This window comes from Paenibacillus sp. 19GGS1-52, from assembly GCF_022369515.1.
Classification (GTDB): Bacteria; Bacillota; Bacilli; order Paenibacillales; family Paenibacillaceae; genus Paenibacillus_AQ.
The window spans coordinates 5,257,121-5,281,774 of sequence record NZ_CP059724.1; the positions used below are offsets into that span (position 1 = coordinate 5,257,121).

Genomic DNA, 24,654 nt, shown 5'->3' on the forward strand with positions numbered 1-24,654 from the left:
GCCTCCCGACAGGTCGATTAGAATGGGAATATGTTCAACCAGCCATGATCACTGAGAAAAGAGGGAACCGCATTATGCAGACAAGAAAATTGGGACACGAAGGGCTGGAAGTATCGGCCTTGGGCCTTGGCACGATGATGATGCCGGACAATGAAGAATCGGTAAGTACCCTCCTGGGAGCACTGGATCTTGGGGTGACTCTTTTTGATACAGCAGATATTTACGGAGAATTCTTGCAGGGGCGCTTTGGTGGCAATGAGAAGTTGGTTGGTCGGGCGCTCAAGGGTCGGCGGGACGAAGCCGTAATTGCGACTAAATTTGGGATTACGCATACCCAAGGGCCTAAAGGAGATCCGGCTTATATCAAAAAATCCGTGGACGCCAGCCTATACCAGCTAGGTATGGATTATATCGACTTGTATTATCAGCACCGTCCCGATCCCCATACCCCTATCGAAGAGACCATCGGGACGTTGGCCGATCTGGTCAAAGAAGGGAAGATCCGCTATATTGGCCTGTCGGAAGCCCCTCCTGAGCTGATCCGCCGTGCGCATGCCGTCCATCCGATTGCCGCTGTGGAGACCGAATATTCACTATGGAGCAGAGAAGTGGAAGATGAGATTCTACCACTCGTGAAGGAGCTGGGGATCGGCTTTGTTCCCTATAGTCCGCTCGGCCGCGGCTTTCTGACCGGCCAGATCAAGAGCTTCGACGATCTGCCATTGGATGATTACCGCCGCTATTATCCACGTTTCCAAGGCGAGAATTTCGCCAAGAACCTGGAGGTCGTTACGCTGATTGAAAAGATGGCTGCGCAAAAAGGCTGCGCCCCTTCCCAGCTAGCGCTGGCGTGGCTGCTCGCACAGGGAGAGAACGTCGTACCTATTCCGGGAACGAAGCGGCTGGATAGAGTACAGGAGAACCTCGGTGCCCTGCAGGTATCCTTGTCTGAAGATGAGCTTGCCCAAATCGAACGGATCTCACCCAAGGGCATCGCTGCGGGAAGCCGGTTTCCCGGGTAAACAGAAACCTGATCACATTCATATTCTTCGCTAAGTGAGCCTCATTATTGAGAATAGAGGGAAAAACTCCCTCTATTCTCATCAAAACCTTCACTTTTTGGGAATTAGAGGGAAAAACTCCCTCTATTCTCGGCGTAATCACTCATTTATGCCCAAATGGACAAATTTAAAGGGACGATTTCCCTCTAACCTCTAAAATATCCTAATTAGAGCATAATTAGAGGGCGAAATTCCCTCTAATTTGATGTGCTGACCTCTGTAAATCAGTAACCAGCAGAATAAGCTGAATGATAGTTAAACGGCTACAAGCATGCCTGCCAACCCCGACCTGACAACCACAAACAGAATCCAGCCGCCTAGGTAGGCAGCTGGATTCTGTTGTACATATAATACCACTGCATCGCTCCAACCTTATAATAAGGACTGAAGTTCCGGGTCAAGAAATCATACCCAGCTACATGACCGGTGTCGGTGACAAAGGAATTCGGCTTGCTCGCAGCAGGATGAATCCAGGCGGATGGCTCAGCGGCATTCCCAATGAAATGGGTCATTGTATCGGCAATAAGCACGAGCGGACCATAATTCAAAACAACGATATCCGGATTAACCTGATCTACCGCTTTGAAATAGAGCGCGAACGGAAATTCCACCTCTACGATGTCTCCATCTTTCCAGACCCGGCTGATCGTTGCCCATTCATTAGCTGAAATTGTCATGTCCAGCGGTGCCCCATTAACCTTGATCCTATTTAATCCTGATGCGCCCCCTTTTCCTCCCCTCTTTTGAGGTCATTGATGTCTTTTCCTTATTACCAGCTTATACTTTATTTAAATTTGATCAAATAGTTAAGAGTTCGAATATGTGTAAAAAGGTTAGTCATTATCTAAACACTTTCTAGTAAGCGCTTTACATACTGCTTGCTTTAATTAATAATGAGGTACAAAGAAGTGTACTAAAGTCAGTACAAGGAGGACTCGTGGATGATTGCTTTCGAGCTGCTCGTAGATGTGCCTGTTGATTTGGAGATCACGGGTAAATTTATCGCTCCATCTTCTGATTGGATCCACTTAAGTAGAATTTTGCTGGATTATGAGCTTATTGTGATCACACATGGCGTATTATATCTGGCGGGTGACAAGCAGCATTTTGTAGTTTCCAAGGGAGAATATTTGCTCCTACCGCCCTTAACGAAACAATATGGTTATAAAGCTTCGGAATGCAGTTTCTATTGGCTGCACTTTTCCTCCAAGAACGGAATAAAAATTACTGATATCTCCAATCATCCCCATAACAAGGAAGACAATAAGATTATGCTGCCTCAGTATGGAACCCTGAAAAGTCTGGAGAAAATCATTGTTATGATGAAGCAGCTCCAGGATGCCGTTCGTGGCTACAACCAAAAGACGTTAAATAATTATATGTCGACTGTAATTCTATGCGAGCTGTACAATCAGGTCTTCTATACGGATAATGACCCTTCCAAGAAAACCAAGCAAGAGCAACTGTACAACGATATTGTAGATTATATTAAATGGAGCCGCAGCGAACACATCAAAGTGTCGCAGATCGCCGCCTACTTTGGCTACAACGATAAATACTTGTCCCACCTATTCACGACCATTTCCGGTTTGTCCCTGAAGCAATATATTTTGCAGCAAAAAATGGAGCTGGCGAAGTTTCTGCTGGCGGATACCAATCAGAACATCAATGAAGTCTCTATTCAGCTTGGTTATACCGATTGCCATAACTTTATGAAGTCCTTCAAAAAGATTGTGGGTTTAACGCCGACCGATTTCAGAAATGCTTATGCGAAACGTCTGCTTTTTTATGAGTAAACAAGAAGAAACGGGTACTGTCCTTTGCATGGACGGTACCCGTTCTTCCTTATGTGTATGGTTAAGTGAAGGATTGTTTAGCTTCTACTATCTTTTACCGGAACTCCGAAATTCGGTGTGCCATCCTCGTTCCAATGAAAGACTTGCGCACGGGTATGACGGTTCGGATCGTACAGTGGATCGCCAATGATTTCTTTATAATTGCGGGCATGATAGATCATCACATCTTCCCCGACCTCATTGATCGTAAAACTGTTATGGCCTGGGCCAAATTGTCCATTCTCGATACTGGTCTGGAATACTGGCTCCGGCCATTTCGTCCATGAAGCGGCATCCAATAGATTACTATCTTCATCCACAGAGAGCAGTCCCATACAGTAGTTGAAATCGGTAGCGCTGCCCGAGAAGCTGATGAAAATACGTCCATTACGCTTCAATACAGCTGCGCCCTCATTGACGCTGAAGCCGATAATCTCCCACTGGTATTCAGGAGTGGAAATCATAGTCTGTGGACCGGTCAGCGTCCACGGATTGCTCATTGCCGAAATATACAGGTTCGAGTTCCCTGGAATCTTCAGATCTTTCTGAGCCCATACATAATAGAGCACACCTTTATGCTGAAAAGTAGTCCCATCCAGCGCGAACGATTCCCAGGCCGTTTTTACTTGGCCTTTTTCTACCCAGGTTCCTTCCAACGGGTTCGCAGATTCGTTCTCTAGCGCATACATGCGGTGATCGAATAAGCCGTCCTGCGTCTCCGTCGTGCGGGCAGCAGCGAAATAAATATACCATTTCCCATCAATGTAATGGATTTCCGGAGCCCAAATATTGGCACTAAGCGGCCCTGTCTCATACTTGCGCCAGGCAACAATGGGTTGGGCGGCCGTCAGTCCCTCAATGGACATTGCTCTACGCACCTCAATGCGATCATATTCCGGTACGGAAGCCGTATAGTAATAATAGCCGTCCGTATGCTTGTACACCCATGGATCAGCGCGCTGCTCCACCAGCGGATTAAGGTATTGTCTATTTATATTCATAATGGTTTCTCCTTTGTGAACTTCAACAGTAAGCAGCCATGCGGCGGAAGATCTTGAGAGACAGCATCCTCTTCAGCTTCAAATGCACAGCCTCTCCATAAATCACGAATAGTAGCTTGGGCTGGCAGGTTAAGTTGCTGGAATGACAGGTTAACGTTTAAATTCTCATCGCTAAGATTGAATATAGCAACGTAATGGTTGCCTTGTTCATCCTCCGCTGTCCAGATAGCCAACTCGTCATTCCGCAGAACCGAAATGCCTCCCTTGCCATATCGATGTAAGTGCAGTACTTCTTCATTGGTCAACAAAGACAACGTCCATTCATCATTGTCGCGCAACTCTCCCCCGAACATCAGTGGTGAGCGGAAGATACTCCACAGCGTCATCATCGTAACCTGCTCGTCAGGGGTAAACCGCGTAAACCGGTCGCCCCCTCCATCTACGGATCGGATGCCGAGATGACCGAGCGGCAGCATATCACAATCGGGCCAGTGGCCTGGTTGAACATAAGCTGCCCATTGCTCACAGCGCTCGAACATCCCGCGCAAGAGATGCCAATGATCCCAATAATCATCGGTCATTCTCCAAAGGTTGGCGTGGCCTGCTAAATGTTCGGCCTCCTCCAACGGAGCTGGTCCAGGTGACAAGCTAAGTACTATTTCCCGTCCGCAACGATCAATAGCCTTGCGGATCAGTTCAATCTCGTTCTTGTGGTATCCATAAAGTCGTGAAGCGGCAATATCGTCTACCTTGATATAATCCACGCCCCAACTGGCATACAGCTCAAAGAGTGAGTCATAATAGGCCTGACTGCCTGACTGCGCAGCATCGACCCCATACATATCCGTATTCCAGGGACAAATGGAGTTGGGATGGGCAATATCGCGCGCGGTACGCTCTGAACCAAGAATTCTACTGGCACTATGAACTGCCTGACGCGGGATACCACGCATGATATGAATGCCAAATTTCAAACCTAGACCATGCACATATTCAGCTAGCGGTGCAAAGCCTTTTCCGCCTATACTTGAGGGGAAGCGGTTCTCCGCGGGTTGAAGTCTGGAATATTCGTCCATCACTAGGGGTACAAAATTACGGTATTGCGACGAATTCGCTCCCGGCTCATACCACTGGATATCTACGATCACGTACTCCCAGCCAAAATCCTTCAGATAGCATGCCATGTACTCCGCATTGCCTCTTACTTCTTCTTCATTAACACTAGCGCCGTAACAGTCCCAGCTATTCCAGCCCATGGGGGGTGTTGCTGCTAGCAGTTTCTCTGCGATGGCCTCCACGTCCTTTCCTGATAACCGCCTCTATTCACTACAAGATTGCTACTCTAGAGTTAGCACAACAACAGAAGCAGGCGGAAGCTCGCAATCCAGTACTCCGCCCTTTATGGAAGCGCCATCGTACGCGGACGGTGTTACGTTGTCTGCTGCCTCGAACGTATTATGGGCATTCAACTCTGTATGGGTCAGGATTAGACCGGATACCATCTCGTGCACCGCACCTTCAATATTGAAGCTAAGGTTCGCTTGTTCCTTATGGCTCAAGTTACAGATCGATACATATACCTTGCCGCTAGCATCACGGGAAGCAGAAACGCTAAGTTGCGGAATAGTAACCTCTCCAAAGGTATAATCAGGACTCTCAAACGTTAATTCAAGCAGCTCGTTATCCTGATGCACTTTATACATTTCAAATACATGGTAGGTGGGCGTAAGCAGCATTTGTTCACCCTCTGTCAGGATCATCGCCTGAAGTACATTGACTACCTGAGCAAGATTGGCCATATGAACCCGACTGCAGTGTTGTTGAAAAATATTAAGATGTATGCCTGCTACTAATGCATCTCTCAAGGTATTCTGTTGATACAGAAACCCGGGATTCGTTCCAGGCTCATTCAGGAACCACGTGCCCCATTCATCTATAATCAATCCTACCCGCTTCTCCGGATCATACTGATCCATAATGGCAGAATGACGGGTAATAAGTTCGTCCATATGGAGTGATTTCTTCATCGTCTCGATCCATTCGGCATCGTCGAAGCCAAGTGCGTGGCGCTTCTCTTCCCAGCTCCCTGGGATGGTGTAGGAATGCAGACTTAGGCCATCCATGAAGCGACCAGCTTCCCGCATCAATACTTCCGTCCATTTGTAGTCATCGACATTGGCCCCACCTGCGATTTTGTAGAGCTGGTTATCACCGTAGTTTCTTACATACGTCTGGTAACGCCGATATAAATCCGCATAGTATTCAGGACGCATGTTGCCGCCACAGCCCCAGTTCTCATTGCCGACACCGAAATACTTGAGCTTCCATGGTGTCTCGCCACCATTCTCCCGGCGCCAGTCAGCCATTGGAGATTCGCCTTCAAAGGTCATATATTCAACCCACTCCGACATTTCCTGAACCGTGCCGCTGCCTACATTGCCACAAATATACGGCTCGCAATCCAGCAATTCGCATAGCCGGAAGAATTCATGTGTGCCAAAGTGGTTGTTCTCCACCAGCCCACCCCAGTGCGTATTAACCATCCGCTTGCGCTCTTCTGATGGCCCGATGCCATCCTTCCAGTGGTACTCGTCTGCAAAACATCCGCCCGGCCAACGCAGCACAGGTATATTCACTTTTTTGAGCGCGGCCAAGACATCATTACGGAAGCCTTCCGTATTCGGAATAGGTGAATCTGCACCTACCCATATCCCTTCATAAATACATCTGCCCAAATGCTCGGCGAAATGTCCGTAAAGATGACGACTGATAGTTCCTTTACCTACTCCTGCATTTAATTTCAAAATAGTAGCCATATGTTCTGTTCTCCATCCTTTCCTGCTCCATGTCTTCGTTCACTTCAGGAGCTCTGTTTACCCCAGCTGGCAATGCCGATTTCATTCAGTCCGGTAAATACAAGCGTGGCTCTGTTCTGCTCCCAATCCCATGCAGGCAACAGTTGAAGCTTCTCGGTGCGGCCCGCTCCCTGTTGAATATCGTTCCATACCAAAGTTAATGTTCTATTACCGTCCAAGGACCATTGTCCTGCACCACACGCTCCCTCAACATTGCCGTTGCTCTGAAATACTAGCGGAGCCGATTGTACCTGTCCGTCCACCGAAGGGTCCAATAGCACTTGCTCCCATGTTCCGGTTAGTAGACGTTCTGGGATCTCCTGTTCCAGCTCTCCTGCATAACGTTCCGGTGAAACTACTGGCCAACCGTCCTCTGTCCACAGTATTTTACGGACATGCAGATAAGCCCAGTGCTTATCCATTTCCCCTCGTGCATGATGAACCATGAAATAATTGCCGTTATCGTTTAATACTGAATTATGCCCAGGAGCTATCCATCCCGGATCATCGCCAAACCGGTAGCCGCCGAGAATTTTGGTCCCGATCTCATACTGTGGCAACTGCTCACTATCGCTCATATCTTGGCCGTTATAATCCAGATAAGGCCCAGTAATAACATCTGCACGCGCCACACGGACGTTATAATCCTCGAACAAGGAATCGTAGGAAACAAACAGATAATATTTCTTGAACTGCTCGTTGTACACAATGTAGGGTCCTTCAACAGCTCCGTCTTCAGTAACCCTATCGCGTTTGGCAATCAGCGCTCCGAAGCCAGCATGCTTGGGCTTGCCCGATTCCTTATCCAACTCAATCAGATGAATGCCGCCAAAAAAAGAGCCGTAAACCATCCACATCTGTCCCTCTGCGTCCGTAAGCACATTGGCATCAATCGCATTGAGATGATCCTCTGCACGCGTCTGAATCACCACGCCTTCATCTGTCCAAGGACCTTCAATAGACGCTGAGGTCTGAAGGCCGATCAGCGATTGTCTGCTCCCAAATGTAGATGCCGAATAATACATCCGGTATTGGTCGCCGTATTTCACAACGTCTGGAGCCCATAAATTCACGGAATCGGCCCAGTCCTTGGCCACCTGTGGAATTCCTGGCAACGCATAATGCACCCATTGCCAGTGGATCAGATCCTGTGATTTACGAACCATAATTCCTGGAGTAAGCTCGCCACCGACCTTCACATCGGTAGAAAATACATAGTAGCCTTGATCCGTCTTAATGATCCCGGGGTCATGGGCGTTATGAATGGTCCATGCCGATTCTTCATGAATAATGGAAGTATCATACATAGTGAAGGGTCCGGGAGAATCCGGAAAGACTGGCTTCATATCCATTTCCAACAGCACCTCCAGTTATTGACTACCCTTTGACTCCAGAAATCGCCACAGACTCGATAATTTGTTTCTGGAAAACCAGAAAAATAATCAGCATTGGCAATAGCGAAATGATCGATGCCGCCATGATAAGCGGATAATCGGTCTGAATGGCGTAAGTCGCATTGAAGTTCGCAATAACGAGCTGCAAGGTCTGCTTCTCCGGTGAATTCAGATAAATAATCGGCGCCAGATAATCATTCCAGATACCCATAAACCATAGGATCAGCTGTGCGGCAATCGCCGGTTTAATCAATGGGAAGGTAATCGAGCTATACAGTCGGAAATACGAACTTCCGTCAATCTTGGCGGCTTCAATAATAGCGTTAGGCACACTGCTCAAATACTGCCGCAGGAAAAAGATCATGACAATGTTACCGAAGAGACCCGGTACGATCAAAGGCAACAAAGTATCGATCCAGCCCAGCTGGGAGAAGATGAAGAACTGCGGAATCATAACAGCTGGATAAGGAATCATCAGGGAAGACAGCATCAGCAGAAATATTTTATTTTTCCCCGGGAATCTCAGCTTGGCAAAAGCAAAGGCTGCCAGACTTGAGGTGAACGTACCCACTATAGTTACGGAGAGGGCAATGATCAAACTGTTCTTAATCCCGCTAAGCAGCGGACCGGCCTCCCAGATTTCCTTGTACTTACCGAAATTGAACGGACTCGGAATCCAGACTGGCGGTAAAGCGAAGACATCCTGCTTATCCTTAAGTGAAGTGGACAGCATCCATAGCAGCGGACCAATCATGAACACTGCACCAATTAGTAGAATAATGAATATGATTGTACTCGTGAGATTTCTTCTTCGTGAATGGGACATATTATATTCGCTCCTCTCTCTCCATATCAATCGACATCGAACGAAGATTTCTCGTTCATTCTAAATTGGATAAGAGTCACAACAAATATGAAAGCGCCGAGGACTACTGCCATAGCGGAAGCATAACCCATCTGGAAGCTGCCGAAAGCCTTCTGCCAAATGTAGAACACTACGGAAGCCGAAGCATATTCCGGACCGCCTGTAGGGGTCATAATGTTCATCTCGGTAAAAATTTGCGATCCTCCGATAATATTCGTAACCACAATAAAGAAGGTGACTGGACGTACCATCGGCCAGGTAATATGCCTAAAGGACTGAAAGCCATTTGCCCCATCAAGTTCTGCGGCTTCATAATAAGTTCTTGATACACTCTGTAGCGCTGCTAAATAGAGCAGCATGGTATAGCCGAGACCCTTCCAGACAGCCATAATAATCAAGGCTGGTTTAACAGTGTACTTATTAGCCATCCAGTTGGGACCGGAAATACCAAACAGATCCAGAAACTGATTCACTAGACCATAGTCACCGTTATAGGCCCAGTTCCACATAATGGAGACTGCTGCCAATGAAGAAATGACCGGGACATAGTAAATAACACGAAAGGTAGTAGTACCTCGAGCTCCACGGTTTAATCCGAGAGCTAGTAGAAGCGCTAGCGTGATACCGATTGGAATCCCCAGCATCATGAACAGCGTATTAAACACTGCTTTATGAAATAATTCATCCGTAAACAGATCTGTGAAGTTGCTAAGACCAATAAAATTCATCTGGCCCAAGCCGTCCCAGTCCGTTAACGAACCATAGATGGAGTAAAACATCGGATAGAGTGTAAACACAATTAGACCCAGTAATGGAGCAAGAATAAACAAAAATCCGTAAATCTTTTCTTTCCGATAGAGGTTGGACGTGGTCATGTTTTCTTTCACCTCAGATTCTGATATCAGAATGAAAATGATGTTAGTCTGATGGAATCAGAAGCTAACATCATTATTCATCTGGTTTAAAGAAGAAGTTTATAACTTATTTTTTGGATTTTTCTTCTTGTTCAATCGCTTTGTCCAGCAATTTCTGCATTTTAGGCTGCTCTGATTTCACATAATCAGCCGCGGTTACTTTGCCATCGATCACAGGTTGAATGTCTGTGAAGAACAGATTGTACCATTCTGCATTGTAAGTGTAATGACCTGGAAGAACTCTTCCGTAATCATTGACGATTTGCAGGAATTCTTCTTTATTAGCTGGTTTAGTAGTAGTATCTGCTGCCCACTCTGTAGCCATATCAATCAAGTTAGGAATTTGCACTTTTGCTTTTACAAGCGCTTCCATACCTTCTTTCGAAGCCGTCAGATAATCAATCAAGGCTACTGCTTCTTCCGGATACTTCGTTTTTGCAGAGGCACCGATACCTAACGAACCAGTCCATGTTGCTGATTTACCGGTAGAACCTGCAGGGTAAGGGATTAGATCATAATCGAACGGCAAGGTTTCATAAGTGCTCATATCCCAAGGACCTACTGGGAAGAACGCCATTTCGCCCTTCATCCAACGTTGGTAAGTATCCAGTGTTTGTGCTTGCTCAGTGGAAGGTGTTACTTTGTATTTATTTTGCAGGTCAGCCATGTATTGCAGTGCTTCCGCAAATTTCGGATCATCAATGGTTACCTTAGTTTTAGTTGCATCAATCCAGTCAGCCCCATTGCTCCATACAAAAGCCTGAAGCGCCCATTGTACGTTAAAGCCAGTACCGTATTGATCCGGTTTGCCATCTCCAGTAGTATCAACTGTTAACTGCTGAGCAACTTTGACAAATTCATCCCATGTATACGGTTTGTCTTTATCGGGAAGTGGAATGCCTGCTTTTTCAAACATGGTCTTGTTGTAGCCCAGTGCGAAAGGTCCAACGTCTTTAGGCATACCGTAAATATTGCCTTGACCCGCCATTGTGCCGTCATAACGGTACAGGTCTACACCATATTTCCAAATATTATCAAGGTTAATATCTTTATTAGCTTCAATATAGCTAGTCAGATCCAGCAGTACGCCACTGTTCACATATGCCTTCAAATCACCCGATTCGAAATAGAACACGTCGGGGACGCTTTTACCAGTTATGGAGGCTTTCAGTTTCGTAGCATATTGATCGGCCGCTGTCACAATTATTTTCACTTTTACATTTGGATGGTCAGCTTCGAATTTTTCGATTACTTTTTTGTAAGCTGCCTGCTCATCCGTTCCACCTCTGTACATAAAAGTTAATTCTTTAGTTTCTTTTGAATCATCCGTTTTAGTTGCTGTTGTTCCTGTGTTTCCGGTATTACTCTTAGCCGCATTGTTGTTGTTTCCTCCGCAGCCTGCTAGTACAACCGATACTGTCAGAATTAATGACAGCAGTGTAAACCAACTCTTTTTCTTTAGCAATGTAACCCCTCCTAGAATTTTCTGAACAGAAGTAATGCTATATAGAAGAACTAAGTAACCGTTTGCGGGTTCTTATTAGTTCAAGCTACCTTTACCCAGCCGAATAACATTCCATGAAGCCTTGGAAATAAGAGTCTCAACAAAGCCGTCCTTACACACTGTGCCAGTAGCCCTTGCAGGCTTTACTTTCTCTTCCGTAGCCGTATTCACTGCCAACAGATCATCATGCTGCAGGACAATATGCTCGATCAAGGAATAACCCTCGAAACCGCGAACATCACATTTCAGCAACATGCCTGCCTCAAGATGACGATTAACCGCAAAGATCGTAAGCTCATCGGCTTCCTCGTTGTATACGATTGCACTATCCAGGTAAGGAACATCCGTATAATCTTGTGCGTCATATTTAGGCGAGTTCACAATAGGTTGAAGCGAAACGCCGCGACCGTACAGGGAAGTATGTAGATAGGGGTAAAAGATCGTCTGTTTCCAGGACGTTCCACCCGCTTCGGTCATAATAGGGGCAATTACGTTCACCAGTTGAGCCAGGCAAGCCATCTTTACGCGGTCCGCATGTCTTAGGAATGTGATGAGCATACTGCCGATGAGCAGTGCATCCTCAAAGTTGTATTGATCCTCCAGCTGCGGTGGTCCCACCGTCCAGGGCTCGATCTTGGTATCCGATTCATTGGAATGGTACCAGACGTTCCATTCATCAAAGCTGAGGTACATCGTCTTCTTGCTGCGCTTCTTCGCTTTGATATAGTCACAGGTTGAAGTTACCGTGTTGATAAAATGCTCCAGATCCATGGAACGCGCCAAGAAATTGGCGGTATCCTTGTCACGGTTTCCATAATATTGATGCAGGGAAACGTAGTCTGCAACCTCATAAGTATGATCTAATGTTACCGCTTCCCATTCTGGGAAACTTGGCATCGCTGAGCTGGAGCTTCCACAGGATACCAGCTCAATACTTGGATCTACCAAACGCATGGCCTTTCCTGTCTCATAGGCTAGTCTGCCATACTCCACGGCCGTCTTTTGGCCAATTTGCCAAGGTCCATCCATTTCATTACCGAGACACCAGGTCTTAATCTGATGCGGCTGTTCTACCCCATGCTTGCGCCGTAAATCACTCCAATAAGTTCCACCGGGATGATTGCAGTATTCGAGCAGGTTGCGCGCGGCATCAACTCCACGTGTTCCCAGGTTAACAGCCATCATAACCTCAGAGCCTACCTCTTTAGCCCAGTTCATAAATTCATTGGTACCCACTTCGTTCGGCTCTATCGTTCTCCAGGCCAGCTCCAGACGCTTGGCACGCTCTATAACGGGGCCAACTCCATCCTCCCAGTTATATCCGGATACGAAATTCCCTCCTGGATAGCGGATGATCGGCACATTCAACTCCTTGACTAGTGATTTCACATCGCCTCTAAAACCGTGAATATCAGAGGAGGAATGCCCTGGTTCGTAGATTCCGCCGTACACCGCCCGGCCCAAGTGTTCAATGAACGAGCCGTATATGCGCTTATCTACTTTGGCAATAACAAATGACTTATCGACGATAAGTGTTGCTCTTATTGTATCTGACGACAATAGGTTCACCTTCCATTTTATATATTTGTTAAATAATTAAAAAACATTTGAATGTATTCGCTTACAGTTATAAAATAACATATATAAACGCCTCTGTAAACACACAAACATAAAACTATTCATATTTTTATAAAATGAAAACAAATAGTAGCTTATTATTGAAATAAATAGCTTATTTTCTGAAAATTATCGTTTTATAATTTAGTTTAATGTGAATATAAAGGCCATATCCATAAAAACAGAACTTAATTTTAAGCCAATTCTACAAATTTAGGAAGAAAGCTTTATTTTTGAGGCTAATTAGTTTATAATTTTATGAAATAGTTGATTTATTCACAACGTCACTGGAAGAAGGTACTATGATATGATTTATATTAAAGATCTAATGAGCGGAATCGATATCTTCAAGGCTCTCAGCTCTGAAATCAGAATTCAAATTCTGGAGCTTCTAGCCACCAATCAAGCCTTGAACCTGAATGAAATTGCCAAGAAGCTAAATCTCAGCAATGGCGCCATTACCATGCATATTAAGAAGTTAGAAGATAGCGGCCTTATTGAGATTAATACTTCGGTTGGCAAGCATGGCATTCAGAAGGTCTGCTATTTGAATAAAGATAAACTAATGGTCGATCTTCGCAGTAAGGATGTTGACAATCTTTATGAAGTTGAGATTCAGGTCGGTCATTACAGCAACTATCAAGCGGTTCCTACCTGTGGTCTGGCTACCAAGGACAGCATTATCGGTGACTTCGACGAGCCTCGTTACTTTGCTGATCCCCAGCGAATTGATTCGGAGATTATTTGGATGGCTGAGGGTTTTCTCGAATATCGTATTCCGAACTATCTTAAAGCCAATCAATCGTTCCGTGAAATCCAGTTCTCCATGGAGATCGGCTCTGAGGCTCCCGGCTTCAATGACAACTATCCCTCCGATCTATACTTTTATGTAAACGGTATCGAAATTGGCTTCTGGACCAGTCCTGGCGACTTTGGAGATTCCCGTGGTACCTTTAATCCCGACTGGTGGCCTCCACATTTGAATCAATACGGGATGCTCAAGCTGATCCGAATTAATAAGGATGGAAGCTTCATTGATGGCTGCCGCATCTCAGACGTAACCCTTGATGATATTAAGCTGGATTACAAAAGTGAGCTGACCTTCCGCATTGCTGTAACCGACAAACCCGTCAACAAGCGTGGACTGACGATTTATGGCAAACATTTCGGCAATTATAGCCAAGATCTGATGGCGCGTGTACTTTATAATGTACATGAAGTTGAGGAAACCAATAGTCGCCTCACTACAGCGACAGTAGAATAAGAGGGGCTATCACTTCAAAGCTGTAAAGACAAAACGAGCCAGTCTCCGGGTTATTGGAGACTGGCTCGTTTTTGTTTTCGATCCGTAGCAGTATAGCTGCTGGAATACCCCTTTATTGTTTGGCTAAGTTTCGATTGTATAATTAATCTCCATTCAACCCACACTAAACCCTGTCTCCCAAACCACCGAGAAGGAGTGTTTCGAATGCGTGAAGGTCTGATTCCCGCCGTTCTTGGAACCGTAGTAACCGCGTCTAGCGCCGCTTTGCTTGGCAGCAGGTACAAAATGCTCGCAACTGGCGTACTTGGATTTGGTCTGGCACATGTCGTATTGGGTACCATTGACCTGTTTGAGCATCGGTAAGTTTTGGTTGGAGGATACCGAGCAGGTAGGACCCAGCGTCTCTGCTCGGTTTTTTCAATATGTCATTACAAGAAGAAATCGATTGGCCGTCCTTTATAGCGACGGTACCTATTTCTTCGAGAAATATAAGGATAAGTTATCGTGTGAAACCTATAAATTCTTATATTTTAACAAAAAACGGCCCTAACCCCGTACTCAGGCTTGGACCGCTCATCCTATTCCGCTTTATTTCACAACTACATAAAATAGTCGTTCTGCATCTTCGTCCGCCTCTGTCCACTCGAAATCGGCATAGATATTCACAGTGCTGAATCCAGCCTTGAGCAGCTCTGCTGTCATCCAGTCCGGATCATATGCACGCTGAATATGTGTCTCTTCGAAGCGGCGGTACAGATCACTCCGTCCCTCTTCACGAGCGAATATGGACAGGTGATGTTCAATCTCGCAGCGTGGGGCATCCAGCTCACAGGTCCAAATATACGACACAGTAGACTCATCCAGTATAAAAGGTTGCTCCTGCTCGTAACGGATTAGTGTGTTCGGATGATGCACATCGAACAGAAAAGTACCTCCTGGCTTCAAACCCGCATAAGTACGAGCGAAGACATCCGAGATGTCACTTTCTTCAAGCAAATAGTTGAGACAATCGCAGAAGGAAATTACAGAATCTACAGGCTCCAGCAGTTCCCATTCCTTCATGTTTTGTCTAACCCAACGTACACTTCCCTCTCGAAGAAAACGGCGTCCCTGAGGATGCTCCTCCATCTTGCGTTGCGCCACGGACAGCATATCTGACGACAGATCAATTCCGGTCATATGATAGCCCTCCGCGGCAAGCGGAATGGTGATGCTGCCTGTTCCACAGCCAAGCTCAGCGACAGTCAAGGGTTTACCATACTTTTTCCAGGCGGTTTCCGCGAACGTTAACCAATCCGGATAAGGCATGTCTGCCATGAGCACATCGTATACATAAGCAAATTTCCCATAGGAAGACACTAGGTGCACCGTACTTTCTATCACCAAATTTAGTAGAAGTAGAGCTTTCGCTGCTCCGGCAAATTATTCGGTCGTTTCTTCTTCAGTCGTAGCTGCATTATCCTCAGCAGGTGCTGCCTCACTGACAGCGAGATAGGTCCAATTCTCCTTCTGAGTAATCATACCTTCCTTCAACAGCTTGCCCAGCGCGCGCTTGAAAGCAGACTTACTAATCCCAAAACGTTGCTTGATCACATCCGGCGGTGTGGAATCTGAATAAGGCATTCCTCCACCCGGGCGGGCGTGCAAGAACTCCAGCAGTGCAGCGGAATCTACATCCCGGCCAACTTCTCTGCGATGAGTCATGGAAATATTAATCCGGCCATCCTCCCGAACATGAGAGACACGCGCTTCGAATAGCTCACCTAAGCGCAGCAGACGGCTGCGTTCAGAGGAATGGACCATGCCAAGAATACCAAAACCAAGCACACCGCCATCAACCAAGACAAATGTGCCCATTTGCAGCGGTCTATACACTCTGGCGGAAACGACCTTGCCCATCCAGGATTCAGGCGCGGGAACAACATACGGCAACAGCTCCAGTTCTCCAGAGAGCTTGGCGCGAAGACGTCCTTGTCGGTCATGCTCCATCATTACAAATACGCGGTCACCTACCATCGGATGCAGATCCTTCAATTCTGGAAGCTCACTGAGCGGCAGCAATAGCTGGCGTCCGAGCCCCATTTCGAGGAAGCAGCCTAGACGCGGATGAATATCAGCGACTTCCAATAGCGCCATTTCACCAAGCGTCAGGAAAGGCTTTTTCATTGTAGCAGCGAGACGATCCTCGGTATCAAAAAATATAAAGACCTCGACTTTATCGCCAGTCTTCACTCTTTCAGTTAGCTCTGTATAATGCAGCATGACATCTTCGTCACCCGCATTTAGAAAGAAACCGTAAGGGGATACCTCCCGCACTATTTCAAGCGTAACTGTAGTTCCAGCAATCAGACTCATACTGTTTCCACAACCTTGGCGTCTGACCACAGGCGCTCGATATTATAATATTCGCGTTCGTCGCGGTGGAATATATGCACAACTACATCCCCAAGATCCATCAGTACCCAGCGACCTGAATTCATGCCTTCAATACCGCGAATAACGCCACCAGCTTCATGTACAACCTTGCGAACTTCAGTAGCAATCGCTTGTACTTGCACATCTGAATTACCGTGACAGATTACGAAGTAATCACTAATGGGTGAAACATTACGCAAATCCAGGCAAACGACGTTGCCCGCTTTTTTATCTTCTACAGCCTTAAGAGTCATTTGTAACAGTTTGTTTGTTTGTATGTTCATTTATTTTCCTCCAATAGTCTAACTAAATCATTACGCGCCAACACCGTTAACGGAAAAATAATCCGTCGTTTCTCTAGCAACAGGCTGATTGTGGAATCAAACCCGGCTACTAATCCTTCTTCCAGACTAACCTTTGCCAGCTTGCGGATGTTCTCCACACCAGGGAAATCCCGGCCAGGCTCGATATAATCGGCAAGACAAACAATTTTCTCAAGAAGACTCATGCCTACACGACCTGAAGTATGAAATCGGATTGCAGCAATAACTTCGGGATCAGTAATACCGTACTCCCGTTCCGCTACAAACGCGCCTACTTCCGCATGCCACAGCTGCTTATCGTGTTTCAACAAATCTGCAGACAAGTCGTTCTGCTCGATAATCTCCTTCATTCTGTCCACTGGCCAATATTTGGCCACATCATGGAGAATCGCCGCTTGTTCCGCACGTACAGGGTCAGCACTGTAGCGCTCCGCCAGCTTGATCGATGATTCCATAACGCCCAGTGTATGCTTCCAGCGCTTGTCGGGCATTTGTGTAGAGACCGCTTCAATCAGCGCTTCACGGCTATATGCCATACAATCCACTCCTTTGCACATAATCGAAAACAGCATCAGGCACCATATACCGAATCGATTTCCCTTCTGCAATCCGCTCTCTCAGCATGGTGGATGAGATATCAACCAAGGGCATATCCGCTAGCTGTACCTTCTCTGCAATAAAGCCAGGCAGTGCTTCGAGATTCAGCGGTGTTCCCGGACGACCCACCCCAATAAAAGTAAGGCTCTGCACAAGCTCTTCAATGCCGTGCCATTCCGGCAGATTCTGGACCATATCCGCTCCTATGATGAAATAGAAATCGAAATGCGGATATTTCTGCTTCAGCTCCCTGACGGTATCAATAGTATACGATACTCCGCCTCTGGTTATTTCCCAATCCAACGTACGAAAAGAATCATGCGCTCTGAGCGTCTCCAGCACCATTGCCAGTCTGTCCGCACCAGATACACCAGCCTCATGCTTATGCGGCGGGATATGCGAAGGCATGAACCATACTTCATCCAGCCCATAGGTATATCTCGCAGCTTCCGCTGCCATCATATGACCGATATGAAGAGGATCAAAAGTCCCACCCATAATTCCGACTTTCAAGAGTTCAACCTTCTCAAGTGATGTTTGACTCATCCCTTAACGAGGTAGCTCAATCGTCTTATTATCGCGAGATTCCTTGTACAACACAATCGTCTTCCCAATGACCTGAACAAGCTCAGAGCCGGACTGTTCAGCCAATGCGGCACCGATTTCCTTTGGATCTTCAACATTATTGTTCAGCACGCTAATCTTCATCAGTTCGCGCTTCTCAATAGCTTCTTCAATGTGGCGGATGAGATGATCGTTCACGCCACCCTTACCGACCTGAAATACAGGATCAAGATGATGGGCCAGTGAACGAAGGAACCTTTTTTGTTTTCCAGTTAACATAATTGAACTAACTCCTTATTTACATATATTATTACCCTAAACTTCTGATTCCATTTCCTGTTCTCCACCAAGGCAATTCAGAATCGTCTTACGCATGATATCAGTTGGGGCAGGCTGTCCCGTCCAATACTCAAGCGCATACGCCCCTTGATAGACGAACATGCCAAGACCACCGTGAATACGGCAGCCACATTCCAGTGCCTCCAGCAGCAGCCGGGTACGCAGCGGATTGTAGATAAGATCGCTTACTACCATTCCTTCATGAAACAGTGCAGAATCCAGCGGTGTCTCGTCCATCTGAGGAAACATGCCTACAGAGGTTGTATTAATAAGCACATCTACACCGTCCATCATTCCCGCAACTTCGCTCATACTGATTCCAGTGAGTTCACCTTTGCTCGAATAGGCCTCAGCCAGCTCGCGCGCGGTAGCAGCAGTGCGATTAGCGATGATAATCGAGGAAGGCTGCTCCTGAAGCAATGCAGACACTATTCCTCTTGCCGCACCGCCAGCTCCGATCACCATAATCTTCGCACCGTTCAATTCAGATATAGCTTCTGTCTTCAGTGAACGTACATAACCGATTCCGTCCGTATTGTATCCGGTCAGCACTCCGTTATCATTAACAATGGTATTGACTGCACCGATCGCTACCGCAGTTTCATCCAGTTGGTCCAGATAAGCCATCACTGCTACCTTGTGGGGAATAGTCACATTAACACCACGGAAGCCAAGAGTACGGATCGCTTGGATCGCCTCTCCCAGCTTCTCCGGTGTCACATGCAGCGGTACATAGGCACCGGCAATCCCCATTTCCTTCAGTGCAGCAGCATGCATAATGGGAGATTTGGACTGAGCAATAGGATCGCCCATTACACCCAGCAGGATATCCCCGTTCATATAAGCCCCAGTTGCAGTTGTCACTAGTATAATCCTCCCTAGTTAGATCAGCGAAGGGCGGGTAAGCACCTTCACACCACGCGGAACGTGAATGGCTACTACTGCACCTTCAGTTCCGTTGACCTTAATCCAGCCCAGACCCGAAATGAACAGATCGGTTTGAGTGCCTTTGCTAATGCTGAACTCATGACGCTGCCACTGTGGAAGCTTGTCCATATGGTCGCTAGCGGGTGGCGACAGCATAACGCCGCGGTGCTCCTGGTACAGAGAATCTGCTCGTTCCAGCTTCGTGCGGTGAATTTTGAGCGTACTGCTGATATAGCAGGTGAACGACTGATGTACACCCTGTACGAAATCAAACCTTCCCAATCCGCCAAAGAAAAGCGTCTGCCCTTCGTTCAGCTGATAGACCGCCGGCTTCAGAGTATTCTCAGGCATAACGGCTTCCAGATCCTGCCGTTCCACCAATTCACTGTAGCGCCAAGGATACACAATGCCTGGAGTATCAATGATATAGTGACCATCATCCAGGGGAATCTTAACAGTATCCAAAGTAGTTCCTGGATAGCGGGAAGTGGTTAACTCCTGCTCCAGATCACTGTAGTCGGAGATCAATCGGTTAATCAGTGTAGATTTACCAACGTTGGTCGCTCCAACAACGTAAACATCACGTTGACCTCTCTGCTCAGTTACCGCTTCCAACAAACGATCAAAGCCCTGATTACGCTTGGCGCTGACGAGTACAATTTCTACTGTACGCAGTCCTTGCTCCTTGCAGCGCTGCTGCAGCCAGTTGCGCATCTTGTTCCAGTTCGTCACCTTGGGCAGCAAATCGCTTTTGTTCACAGCAAGAATAACCGGGTTATTGCCGACGAAACGCTGCAGTCCCGAAATCAGACTGCCTTCGAAATCGAACAAATCGACAATATGGATGACCAGGGCGTTCTTCTCGCCTACACCGCTCAGCAGACGAAGAAATTCATCCTGGTTTACAGAAACGGAAGAAGCTTCATTATAATTCTTAATCCGGAAACAGCGTTGGCAAATGACCGGCTCCCGTTCAAAAGCGACCTCTGGGATATAGCCAGGAAGATCCTTATGTTCGGTCTGCAGCTTGATTCCGCAGCCATTGCATTTTACAGGGCGTTGTGTTTCACTTTCTTGGTTCATTTAGATTTATCCTCCTCTTGCCACAATCCTTGTTTACGCAGCCGTGTCAGAGCAATCTGCTCTATCCGACGGTTAATTCTCGTGCCGATGCCTTCATCTTGTACAGAGATAGGTAGCACCAAGACCGTATACAGGCCCAACCGATTCCCACCGTATACATCTGTAAGCATCTGGTCACCCACCACAATCGTCTGCTCAGGTGCAAGCTCCATCAGCTTTATCGCCTTGTGAAAAGGAGCATTGCTTGGCTTGCGGGCTTGATGCACGAATTTAATATCTAGAGGCGTAGCAAACTTCGATACCCGGTCCATATTATTATTCGATACAATAATGAGCTTAAAGCCCAAGGTTTTGACCTTCTCGAACCAAACCAACAGCTCCGGTGTTGCCAAAGGCGCTTTAGCACCAACTAGCGTATTATCCAGATCCGTAATAATGCCTCGATAGCCTTGCTGGTACAACTCTTCTAGTGCAATATCAAATACCGTATTTACTCGGAGTTTAGGGACTAGCATTTCAAACAATACGTTCACCTCGATTTCATACCAAAAACTATATCATACTCTTTGCGCAACGCATATGAATCTGCTACAGGGATTCACTACTGCATAACCTTAGTTTTTGGACTTCATGCTTTTCCGCAGCCGCAAAGCTTCAGTATACACCCTGCGCCAGTCTTTGTCTTCAATAACATCTGGGCTATATTTCGCCTGCTCAAACAGTCCCAGCAGTGAATAGAGAATTTCGGCAATTGCCGGACGTTCACGGCCCCAACGTGCTACCGCTTCACGCAATGTTTCATACTCTTCTTTTCTCAATCCTTTACGTTGCATATAGTGAATCCAGCGCTCAGTTTCCGCCACAATTTTCTGATCCGGTGTTAACGGACGCCCATTGCGCAATCGCTGAACCAAGAAACGAAGATTAAACCGCTGTTGCCAAACCAGGTATGTTAGCCACGCCAATAATACTGCTGCAGCTGCTACGACAGCCCAGTCTCCCAGATGGAATCCTGTCTGTCCTGCCCCGTCGTTCACTGCCGTTGCTTCGTCCGGCTGATTCTCTTCCTGATCTGTACTATCCAAATCAGGAGTATTCTCATTCTGGGTCAGCAGAGGAACATTGAAGCCTGGGGTTGCCTCAACAGGAATCCAGCCATAATCCCCAAAATAGACCTCAGCCCAGGAATGGGCATCTGCATTCGTGATTGTGTAGTTATTATTAAGGATTCTTCCTTGCTGTAAAGCCATATTATCCGGTAGCTCTGCTTGTTCTCCAGGCGCATAACCTTTAACCCACCGTGCGGGAATATCCAAAGAACGGGCCATCGTTACCAGGGCAGTAGAATAATAATCGCAATAGCCCTCCTTCACCTCAAACAGAAAGCTGTCTACAAAATCTGAGCTTGTACTGCGTGATAGATCCGGTTCATTGGTATACGGGAACGTTTCCTGTAGATATTGTTGCAAAAGTGCCGTTTTTTCATACGGTGTTTGTCCCGTTGCCGTTATCTCTTCAGCCAGTTCCTTCACCCTTGCAGGGAAATTACCAGGCAGCTGCAGAAATTGCTTATCAATAGTATTCCCGTCATACAGCTCTGCATAAGTCTTGGTGGTCAGCTCTTGAACTGGAATGACAGGCACTTCAGCAGTTAACTCATAGGACAGCGGATATTTGCGGTTATTTTCGTCGGTATCCCACAAAAGCTCACTATCCCGGCTTCTCCAGAACAACCCATTGCTACTATTCTCACCATTAATGGACTCCACCTTGGAGATGGCATAAGGGCCGAAGAGCACCGGATAGTCATTGTTGTTTAACAACTTAACCGTCTGTTGCAGCGCTTGGTACTGGACCTTGGGGGCCACAGTAGTCTCCAGATCTTCACCCACCGCTGCACCTTTGAGCGGTCCCCGGTTAACTCGATCATTATCTGTCCAGCCACTTCCAGAATAGACGCTGCGAGTCTCTCCGCGCATATAGGTGCGTAAATCCGAGGTCACTGTCATCACGGGTGAATAATCAAAGCTGAAGCCTCCGCCCAAATTGCCATCATCCATACTATAGCCGGAGGTGGTGTTGTTCACAGCGGTAATTCCATTATCGGTTTGTAAAATTCCCTTGGAACTTGAGCCAGAAGACGTCCCCGTTCCATTCCATTCTTTCCATGCCGTATAAGGATCAGTCAGTGTAGGACTTACTTCAGGCATATTAACACCAGTAATAATAACTAATGAGAAGATGATGGCTATATTAACGACTACTTTAATAGGATAATCCAGCAGGTAAGACCAGCCGTTTGGATATTGAAGTTGGAAATTCCGCAAATGTTGAGTTACTAGCCAACCCATTGCGGCAAATACCGTCCAAGCTACCTCCTGCCACAATACGGAGGGTGTAAAGGAATCCAAGGCAGCAAAAGCAGCAATGTTCATGCCTATAAATAGCAAGATGCGAGCCTTAGAGGTTACCCACCATGACGACAGTAGCAGCAAGCCCCAAGCGCCCAATACGAACCAGAGATAGGGGAACATCTCGGCAGCTATGTTTGGCAGCTGTTCTCTCAAGGTAAGCAATGGATCGGCAAGGTAAATACCATAGTGAATGAGCATACGGTACATAATATAGACAACAACTACTGCTTCCAGCAGCAGCCTGTACACCCATCTGACCGGTAAAAGAATTTCTATAACAGCCACCGTAGTCAGGACAGTCAATACAACGGCTGTTGTTACCGCAAGCCAGATCGAATCCGTGTAGGAGACCCACTGCAGCGCAATGATCATAATCCATAATAGACTAATGGAACGGTGCCAGGACGACTTCTGTAGATTCAGCCAGCCTCTCATATCATAGATCCCCTCCTAATACTGCGGGAAGCTCCTGAAGGGAACGGATGTTGTAGCCAGATATATTGTGTGATCTCAGTACATCTATCCAGTCGGTATTGCGGCTCATCCCTGAAGGATTGCGCACATGCAGGTGTGAAGGCGTCATTCCCCTGCTCTCTGCCCAGCGTAGCGTATCCAGCACAGGCTTGCCGCTCTGAGGGCTGATGAGCACGAAATATGAACCTTTGGGGAACATAAGCTGTCCTTTTTCCAGTCTGGAGACTAGCGGGCCACGGCCTTCCGCATTGATATCAATCAAATATTGAATCATCTTCTGCCGCTCAGCCCCTGATTCCGCAGGGGTAAAGACTTTGGTAGCTCTGTCTAAACAGCATAGGCCGATGCCGATCCGCTCACGCACACCGAAGCCGAGCAGTGAAGCAGTTACAGAAACCGCCAGCTCAAATTGATTCGAAGACGCGTAAGCCGACGCACTGCCGTCCAGAACAAGCATTGTTTTGGGGACGGATTCGTGCTCGAACTCTTTGGATTTCCAGGAACCTGTCTTGGCAGTAGCATTCCAATGAATGCGCGTCAGACGGTCGCCATAAACGTAATCGCGGACACCATTGATCTGCGTTGTTTCCCGCCGGGATTGCACTAGCGAGACCTGCGGTCCCGCTAGCCGGGATTTCCGTTCGTACAGCTGCCAACGCGGGACAAATATGGCACGAGGCAGCACACGAAAATGCCCTTCCGCCATAAATTTCCCTTTGTGCTCAACGAGCCCAAATATATCCTCACTTAAGATATCCGTCTCGGAGAACATATAACTCCCCCGTTCGAGCATCGGTGTCTGAAAGCGCAGTTCGCCTATTCCCCGCATGCTGGGAATAACACTTTCCTCAAATACCCATGATTCTCCGTTATGCCGCCGCAGAATCTCTCTGACCACCACATAGGGCAGCGGCAGAAATCCCGGAATGGTAATATTAAGCTTCACGCGTAGATATCCCCCAGCGTATAACAGGTCAGGCTTGTCCTGCTCGGAATACAAGCTGCGTGAGCCCCGAGCCCGCCGGACACCACCCAAACCTCCAACGATCAAATAAATTAGCAGCACGGAGACCATAATAAAGAGCATAAATGAAGTCTTGCCACCCTGAAAAAGTACATACATTAGGGTAATACACCAAATCGCGAGTATGCCGGCGAGCTTCGCCGGCTGGATAACAGCTGCCGCCGCAGACAAGAAGCGTCTCATC

Annotated in this window: 24 protein-coding genes; 4 read left to right on the top strand and 20 right to left on the bottom strand. The window is 47.0% G+C overall.

Annotated elements, in window-relative coordinates:
- Window positions 1–74 precede the first annotated feature (74 nt).
- On the top strand, window positions 75–1,022 hold the full coding sequence (locus H1230_RS24340) for an aldo/keto reductase (protein ID WP_239712428.1): 948 nt from the start codon (window positions 75–77) through the stop codon (window positions 1,020–1,022).
- A gap of 356 nt (window positions 1,023–1,378) precedes the next feature.
- On the opposite strand, the gene H1230_RS24345 is transcribed toward H1230_RS24340, so the two are convergent.
- The gene (locus H1230_RS24345) at window positions 1,379–1,765 is read right to left on the bottom strand and encodes a beta-L-arabinofuranosidase domain-containing protein (protein WP_275591265.1); all 387 of its coding nucleotides are present in this window, start codon (window positions 1,763–1,765) and stop codon (window positions 1,379–1,381) included.
- Window positions 1,766–2,002: 237 nt separating this feature from the next.
- On the opposite strand from H1230_RS24345, the gene H1230_RS24350 reads away from it, so the two are divergent.
- Window positions 2,003–2,857 (top strand): AraC family transcriptional regulator, encoded by an 855-nt coding sequence (locus tag H1230_RS24350; RefSeq protein ID WP_239712430.1) that lies wholly within the window; start codon window positions 2,003–2,005, stop codon window positions 2,855–2,857.
- 77 nt (window positions 2,858–2,934) lie between these two features.
- On the opposite strand, the gene H1230_RS24355 is transcribed toward H1230_RS24350, so the two are convergent.
- The 8 genes from H1230_RS24355 to arfA all read right to left on the bottom strand — a co-directional run bounded on the left by H1230_RS24355 (window position 2,935) and on the right by arfA (window position 12,989).
- Complete coding sequence (locus H1230_RS24355; RefSeq protein ID WP_239712431.1) at window positions 2,935–3,897, bottom strand: glycoside hydrolase family 43 protein; 963 nt, start codon at window positions 3,895–3,897, stop codon at window positions 2,935–2,937.
- Entirely contained in the window at window positions 3,894–5,153 is a 1,260-nt protein-coding gene (locus tag H1230_RS24360) for a glycoside hydrolase family 27 protein (RefSeq protein WP_239717537.1), read from the bottom strand. Before H1230_RS24360 ends, H1230_RS24355 begins: the two co-directional genes overlap by 4 nt.
- 81 nt (window positions 5,154–5,234) lie before the next feature.
- Window positions 5,235–6,713: an alpha-N-arabinofuranosidase gene (locus H1230_RS24365; RefSeq protein ID WP_239712432.1), complete on the bottom strand. Its 1,479-nt coding sequence runs from the start codon at window positions 6,711–6,713 to the stop codon at window positions 5,235–5,237.
- A 44-nt stretch (window positions 6,714–6,757) separates the two neighbouring features.
- A complete protein-coding gene (locus tag H1230_RS24370; RefSeq protein WP_481857186.1) occupies window positions 6,758–8,098 on the bottom strand; it encodes a family 43 glycosylhydrolase in 1,341 nt (446 codons plus the stop codon).
- Window positions 8,099–8,129: 31 nt separating this feature from the next.
- Window positions 8,130–8,972, bottom strand: a complete 843-nt coding sequence (locus H1230_RS24375) for a carbohydrate ABC transporter permease (protein ID WP_239712434.1) — start codon at window positions 8,970–8,972, stop codon at window positions 8,130–8,132.
- A 26-nt stretch (window positions 8,973–8,998) separates the two neighbouring features.
- The gene (locus H1230_RS24380; RefSeq protein WP_239712435.1) at window positions 8,999–9,886 is read right to left on the bottom strand and encodes a carbohydrate ABC transporter permease; all 888 of its coding nucleotides are present in this window, start codon (window positions 9,884–9,886) and stop codon (window positions 8,999–9,001) included.
- Window positions 9,887–9,992: 106 nt separating this feature from the next.
- Window positions 9,993–11,390 carry an ABC transporter substrate-binding protein gene (locus tag H1230_RS24385; RefSeq protein ID WP_239712436.1) on the bottom strand — a complete coding sequence of 466 codons (1,398 nt, stop codon included), beginning with the start codon at window positions 11,388–11,390 and terminating at the stop codon, window positions 9,993–9,995.
- A gap of 75 nt (window positions 11,391–11,465) precedes the next feature.
- Window positions 11,466–12,989: an arabinosylfuranosidase ArfA gene (arfA, locus tag H1230_RS24390; RefSeq protein ID WP_239712437.1), complete on the bottom strand. Its 1,524-nt coding sequence runs from the start codon at window positions 12,987–12,989 to the stop codon at window positions 11,466–11,468.
- 364 nt (window positions 12,990–13,353) lie between these two features.
- Here arfA and H1230_RS24395 point away from each other — a divergent pair, with 364 nt between their 5' ends.
- Together H1230_RS24395 and H1230_RS24400 are read left to right on the top strand one after the other, a co-directional pair.
- Entirely contained in the window at window positions 13,354–14,310 is a 957-nt protein-coding gene (locus H1230_RS24395) for an ArsR/SmtB family transcription factor (RefSeq protein WP_239712438.1), read from the top strand.
- Between the two features lie 204 nt (window positions 14,311–14,514).
- Window positions 14,515–14,673, top strand: coding sequence for an asparagine synthase (locus tag H1230_RS24400; protein WP_239712439.1), 159 nt, complete (start codon window positions 14,515–14,517; stop codon window positions 14,671–14,673).
- Window positions 14,674–14,898: 225 nt separating this feature from the next.
- Here the strand turns inward: H1230_RS24400 and H1230_RS24405 are convergent, their stop codons facing one another.
- The 11 genes from H1230_RS24405 to H1230_RS24455 form a co-directional block, all read right to left on the bottom strand.
- The gene (locus tag H1230_RS24405) at window positions 14,899–15,669 is read right to left on the bottom strand and encodes a class I SAM-dependent DNA methyltransferase (protein ID WP_239717539.1); all 771 of its coding nucleotides are present in this window, start codon (window positions 15,667–15,669) and stop codon (window positions 14,899–14,901) included.
- 63 nt (window positions 15,670–15,732) lie between these two features.
- Window positions 15,733–16,665 carry a CvfB family protein gene (locus tag H1230_RS24410; RefSeq protein ID WP_239712440.1) on the bottom strand — a complete coding sequence of 311 codons (933 nt, stop codon included), beginning with the start codon at window positions 16,663–16,665 and terminating at the stop codon, window positions 15,733–15,735.
- Complete coding sequence (gene rsfS / locus H1230_RS24415; protein WP_154117227.1) at window positions 16,662–17,009, bottom strand: ribosome silencing factor; 348 nt, start codon at window positions 17,007–17,009, stop codon at window positions 16,662–16,664. Before rsfS ends, H1230_RS24410 begins: the two co-directional genes overlap by 4 nt.
- Window positions 17,006–17,584, bottom strand: a complete 579-nt coding sequence (gene yqeK / locus H1230_RS24420) for a bis(5'-nucleosyl)-tetraphosphatase (symmetrical) YqeK (RefSeq protein WP_239712441.1) — start codon at window positions 17,582–17,584, stop codon at window positions 17,006–17,008. The genes rsfS and yqeK overlap by 4 nt, the downstream gene beginning before the upstream one ends.
- The gene (gene nadD, locus H1230_RS24425) at window positions 17,574–18,158 is read right to left on the bottom strand and encodes a nicotinate-nucleotide adenylyltransferase (protein WP_239712442.1); all 585 of its coding nucleotides are present in this window, start codon (window positions 18,156–18,158) and stop codon (window positions 17,574–17,576) included. Before nadD ends, yqeK begins: the two co-directional genes overlap by 11 nt.
- A 36-nt stretch (window positions 18,159–18,194) precedes the next feature.
- The gene (yhbY, locus tag H1230_RS24430) at window positions 18,195–18,488 is read right to left on the bottom strand and encodes a ribosome assembly RNA-binding protein YhbY (RefSeq protein ID WP_239712443.1); all 294 of its coding nucleotides are present in this window, start codon (window positions 18,486–18,488) and stop codon (window positions 18,195–18,197) included.
- Between the two features lie 36 nt (window positions 18,489–18,524).
- On the bottom strand, window positions 18,525–19,388 hold the full coding sequence (aroE, locus tag H1230_RS24435; protein WP_239717541.1) for a shikimate dehydrogenase: 864 nt from the start codon (window positions 19,386–19,388) through the stop codon (window positions 18,525–18,527).
- A gap of 42 nt (window positions 19,389–19,430) precedes the next feature.
- Entirely contained in the window at window positions 19,431–20,558 is a 1,128-nt protein-coding gene (gene yqeH / locus H1230_RS24440) for a ribosome biogenesis GTPase YqeH (RefSeq protein WP_154117223.1), read from the bottom strand.
- Complete coding sequence (locus H1230_RS24445; protein ID WP_239712444.1) at window positions 20,555–21,082, bottom strand: YqeG family HAD IIIA-type phosphatase; 528 nt, start codon at window positions 21,080–21,082, stop codon at window positions 20,555–20,557. Before H1230_RS24445 ends, yqeH begins: the two co-directional genes overlap by 4 nt.
- 90 nt (window positions 21,083–21,172) lie before the next feature.
- Complete coding sequence (locus H1230_RS24450; RefSeq protein WP_239712445.1) at window positions 21,173–23,407, bottom strand: DUF4129 domain-containing transglutaminase family protein; 2,235 nt, start codon at window positions 23,405–23,407, stop codon at window positions 21,173–21,175.
- A 1-nt stretch (window position 23,408) separates the two neighbouring features.
- Entirely contained in the window at window positions 23,409–24,653 is a 1,245-nt protein-coding gene (locus H1230_RS24455; protein ID WP_239712446.1) for a DUF58 domain-containing protein, read from the bottom strand.
- Window position 24,654: the final 1 nt, after the last annotated feature.

Coding starts and splice junctions, on each gene's coding strand:
- H1230_RS24340 (WP_239712428.1), top strand. CDS start 75: ATGCAGACAAGAAAATTGGGACACGAAGGGCTGGAAGTATCGGCCTTG.
- H1230_RS24350 (WP_239712430.1), top strand. CDS start 2,003: ATGATTGCTTTCGAGCTGCTCGTAGATGTGCCTGTTGATTTGGAGATC.
- H1230_RS24355 (WP_239712431.1), bottom strand. CDS start 3,897: ATGAATATAAATAGACAATACCTTAATCCGCTGGTGGAGCAGCGCGCT.
- H1230_RS24360 (WP_239717537.1), bottom strand. CDS start 5,153: ATGGGCTGGAATAGCTGGGACTGTTACGGCGCTAGTGTTAATGAAGAA.
- H1230_RS24365 (WP_239712432.1), bottom strand. CDS start 6,713: ATGGCTACTATTTTGAAATTAAATGCAGGAGTAGGTAAAGGAACTATC.
- H1230_RS24370 (WP_481857186.1), bottom strand. CDS start 8,098: ATGAAGCCAGTCTTTCCGGATTCTCCCGGACCCTTCACTATGTATGAT.
- H1230_RS24375 (WP_239712434.1), bottom strand. CDS start 8,972: ATGTCCCATTCACGAAGAAGAAATCTCACGAGTACAATCATATTCATT.
- H1230_RS24380 (WP_239712435.1), bottom strand. CDS start 9,886: ATGACCACGTCCAACCTCTATCGGAAAGAAAAGATTTACGGATTTTTG.
- H1230_RS24395 (WP_239712438.1), top strand. CDS start 13,354: ATGATTTATATTAAAGATCTAATGAGCGGAATCGATATCTTCAAGGCT.
- H1230_RS24400 (WP_239712439.1), top strand. CDS start 14,515: ATGCGTGAAGGTCTGATTCCCGCCGTTCTTGGAACCGTAGTAACCGCG.
- H1230_RS24410 (WP_239712440.1), bottom strand. CDS start 16,665: ATGAGTCTGATTGCTGGAACTACAGTTACGCTTGAAATAGTGCGGGAG.
- rsfS (WP_154117227.1), bottom strand. CDS start 17,009: ATGAACATACAAACAAACAAACTGTTACAAATGACTCTTAAGGCTGTA.
- yqeK (WP_239712441.1), bottom strand. CDS start 17,584: ATGGCATATAGCCGTGAAGCGCTGATTGAAGCGGTCTCTACACAAATG.
- yhbY (WP_239712443.1), bottom strand. CDS start 18,488: ATGTTAACTGGAAAACAAAAAAGGTTCCTTCGTTCACTGGCCCATCAT.
- aroE (WP_239717541.1), bottom strand. CDS start 19,388: ATGAACGGGGATATCCTGCTGGGTGTAATGGGCGATCCTATTGCTCAG.
- yqeH (WP_154117223.1), bottom strand. CDS start 20,558: ATGAACCAAGAAAGTGAAACACAACGCCCTGTAAAATGCAATGGCTGC.
- H1230_RS24450 (WP_239712445.1), bottom strand. CDS start 23,407: ATGAGAGGCTGGCTGAATCTACAGAAGTCGTCCTGGCACCGTTCCATT.
- H1230_RS24455 (WP_239712446.1), bottom strand. CDS start 24,653: ATGAGACGCTTCTTGTCTGCGGCGGCAGCTGTTATCCAGCCGGCGAAG.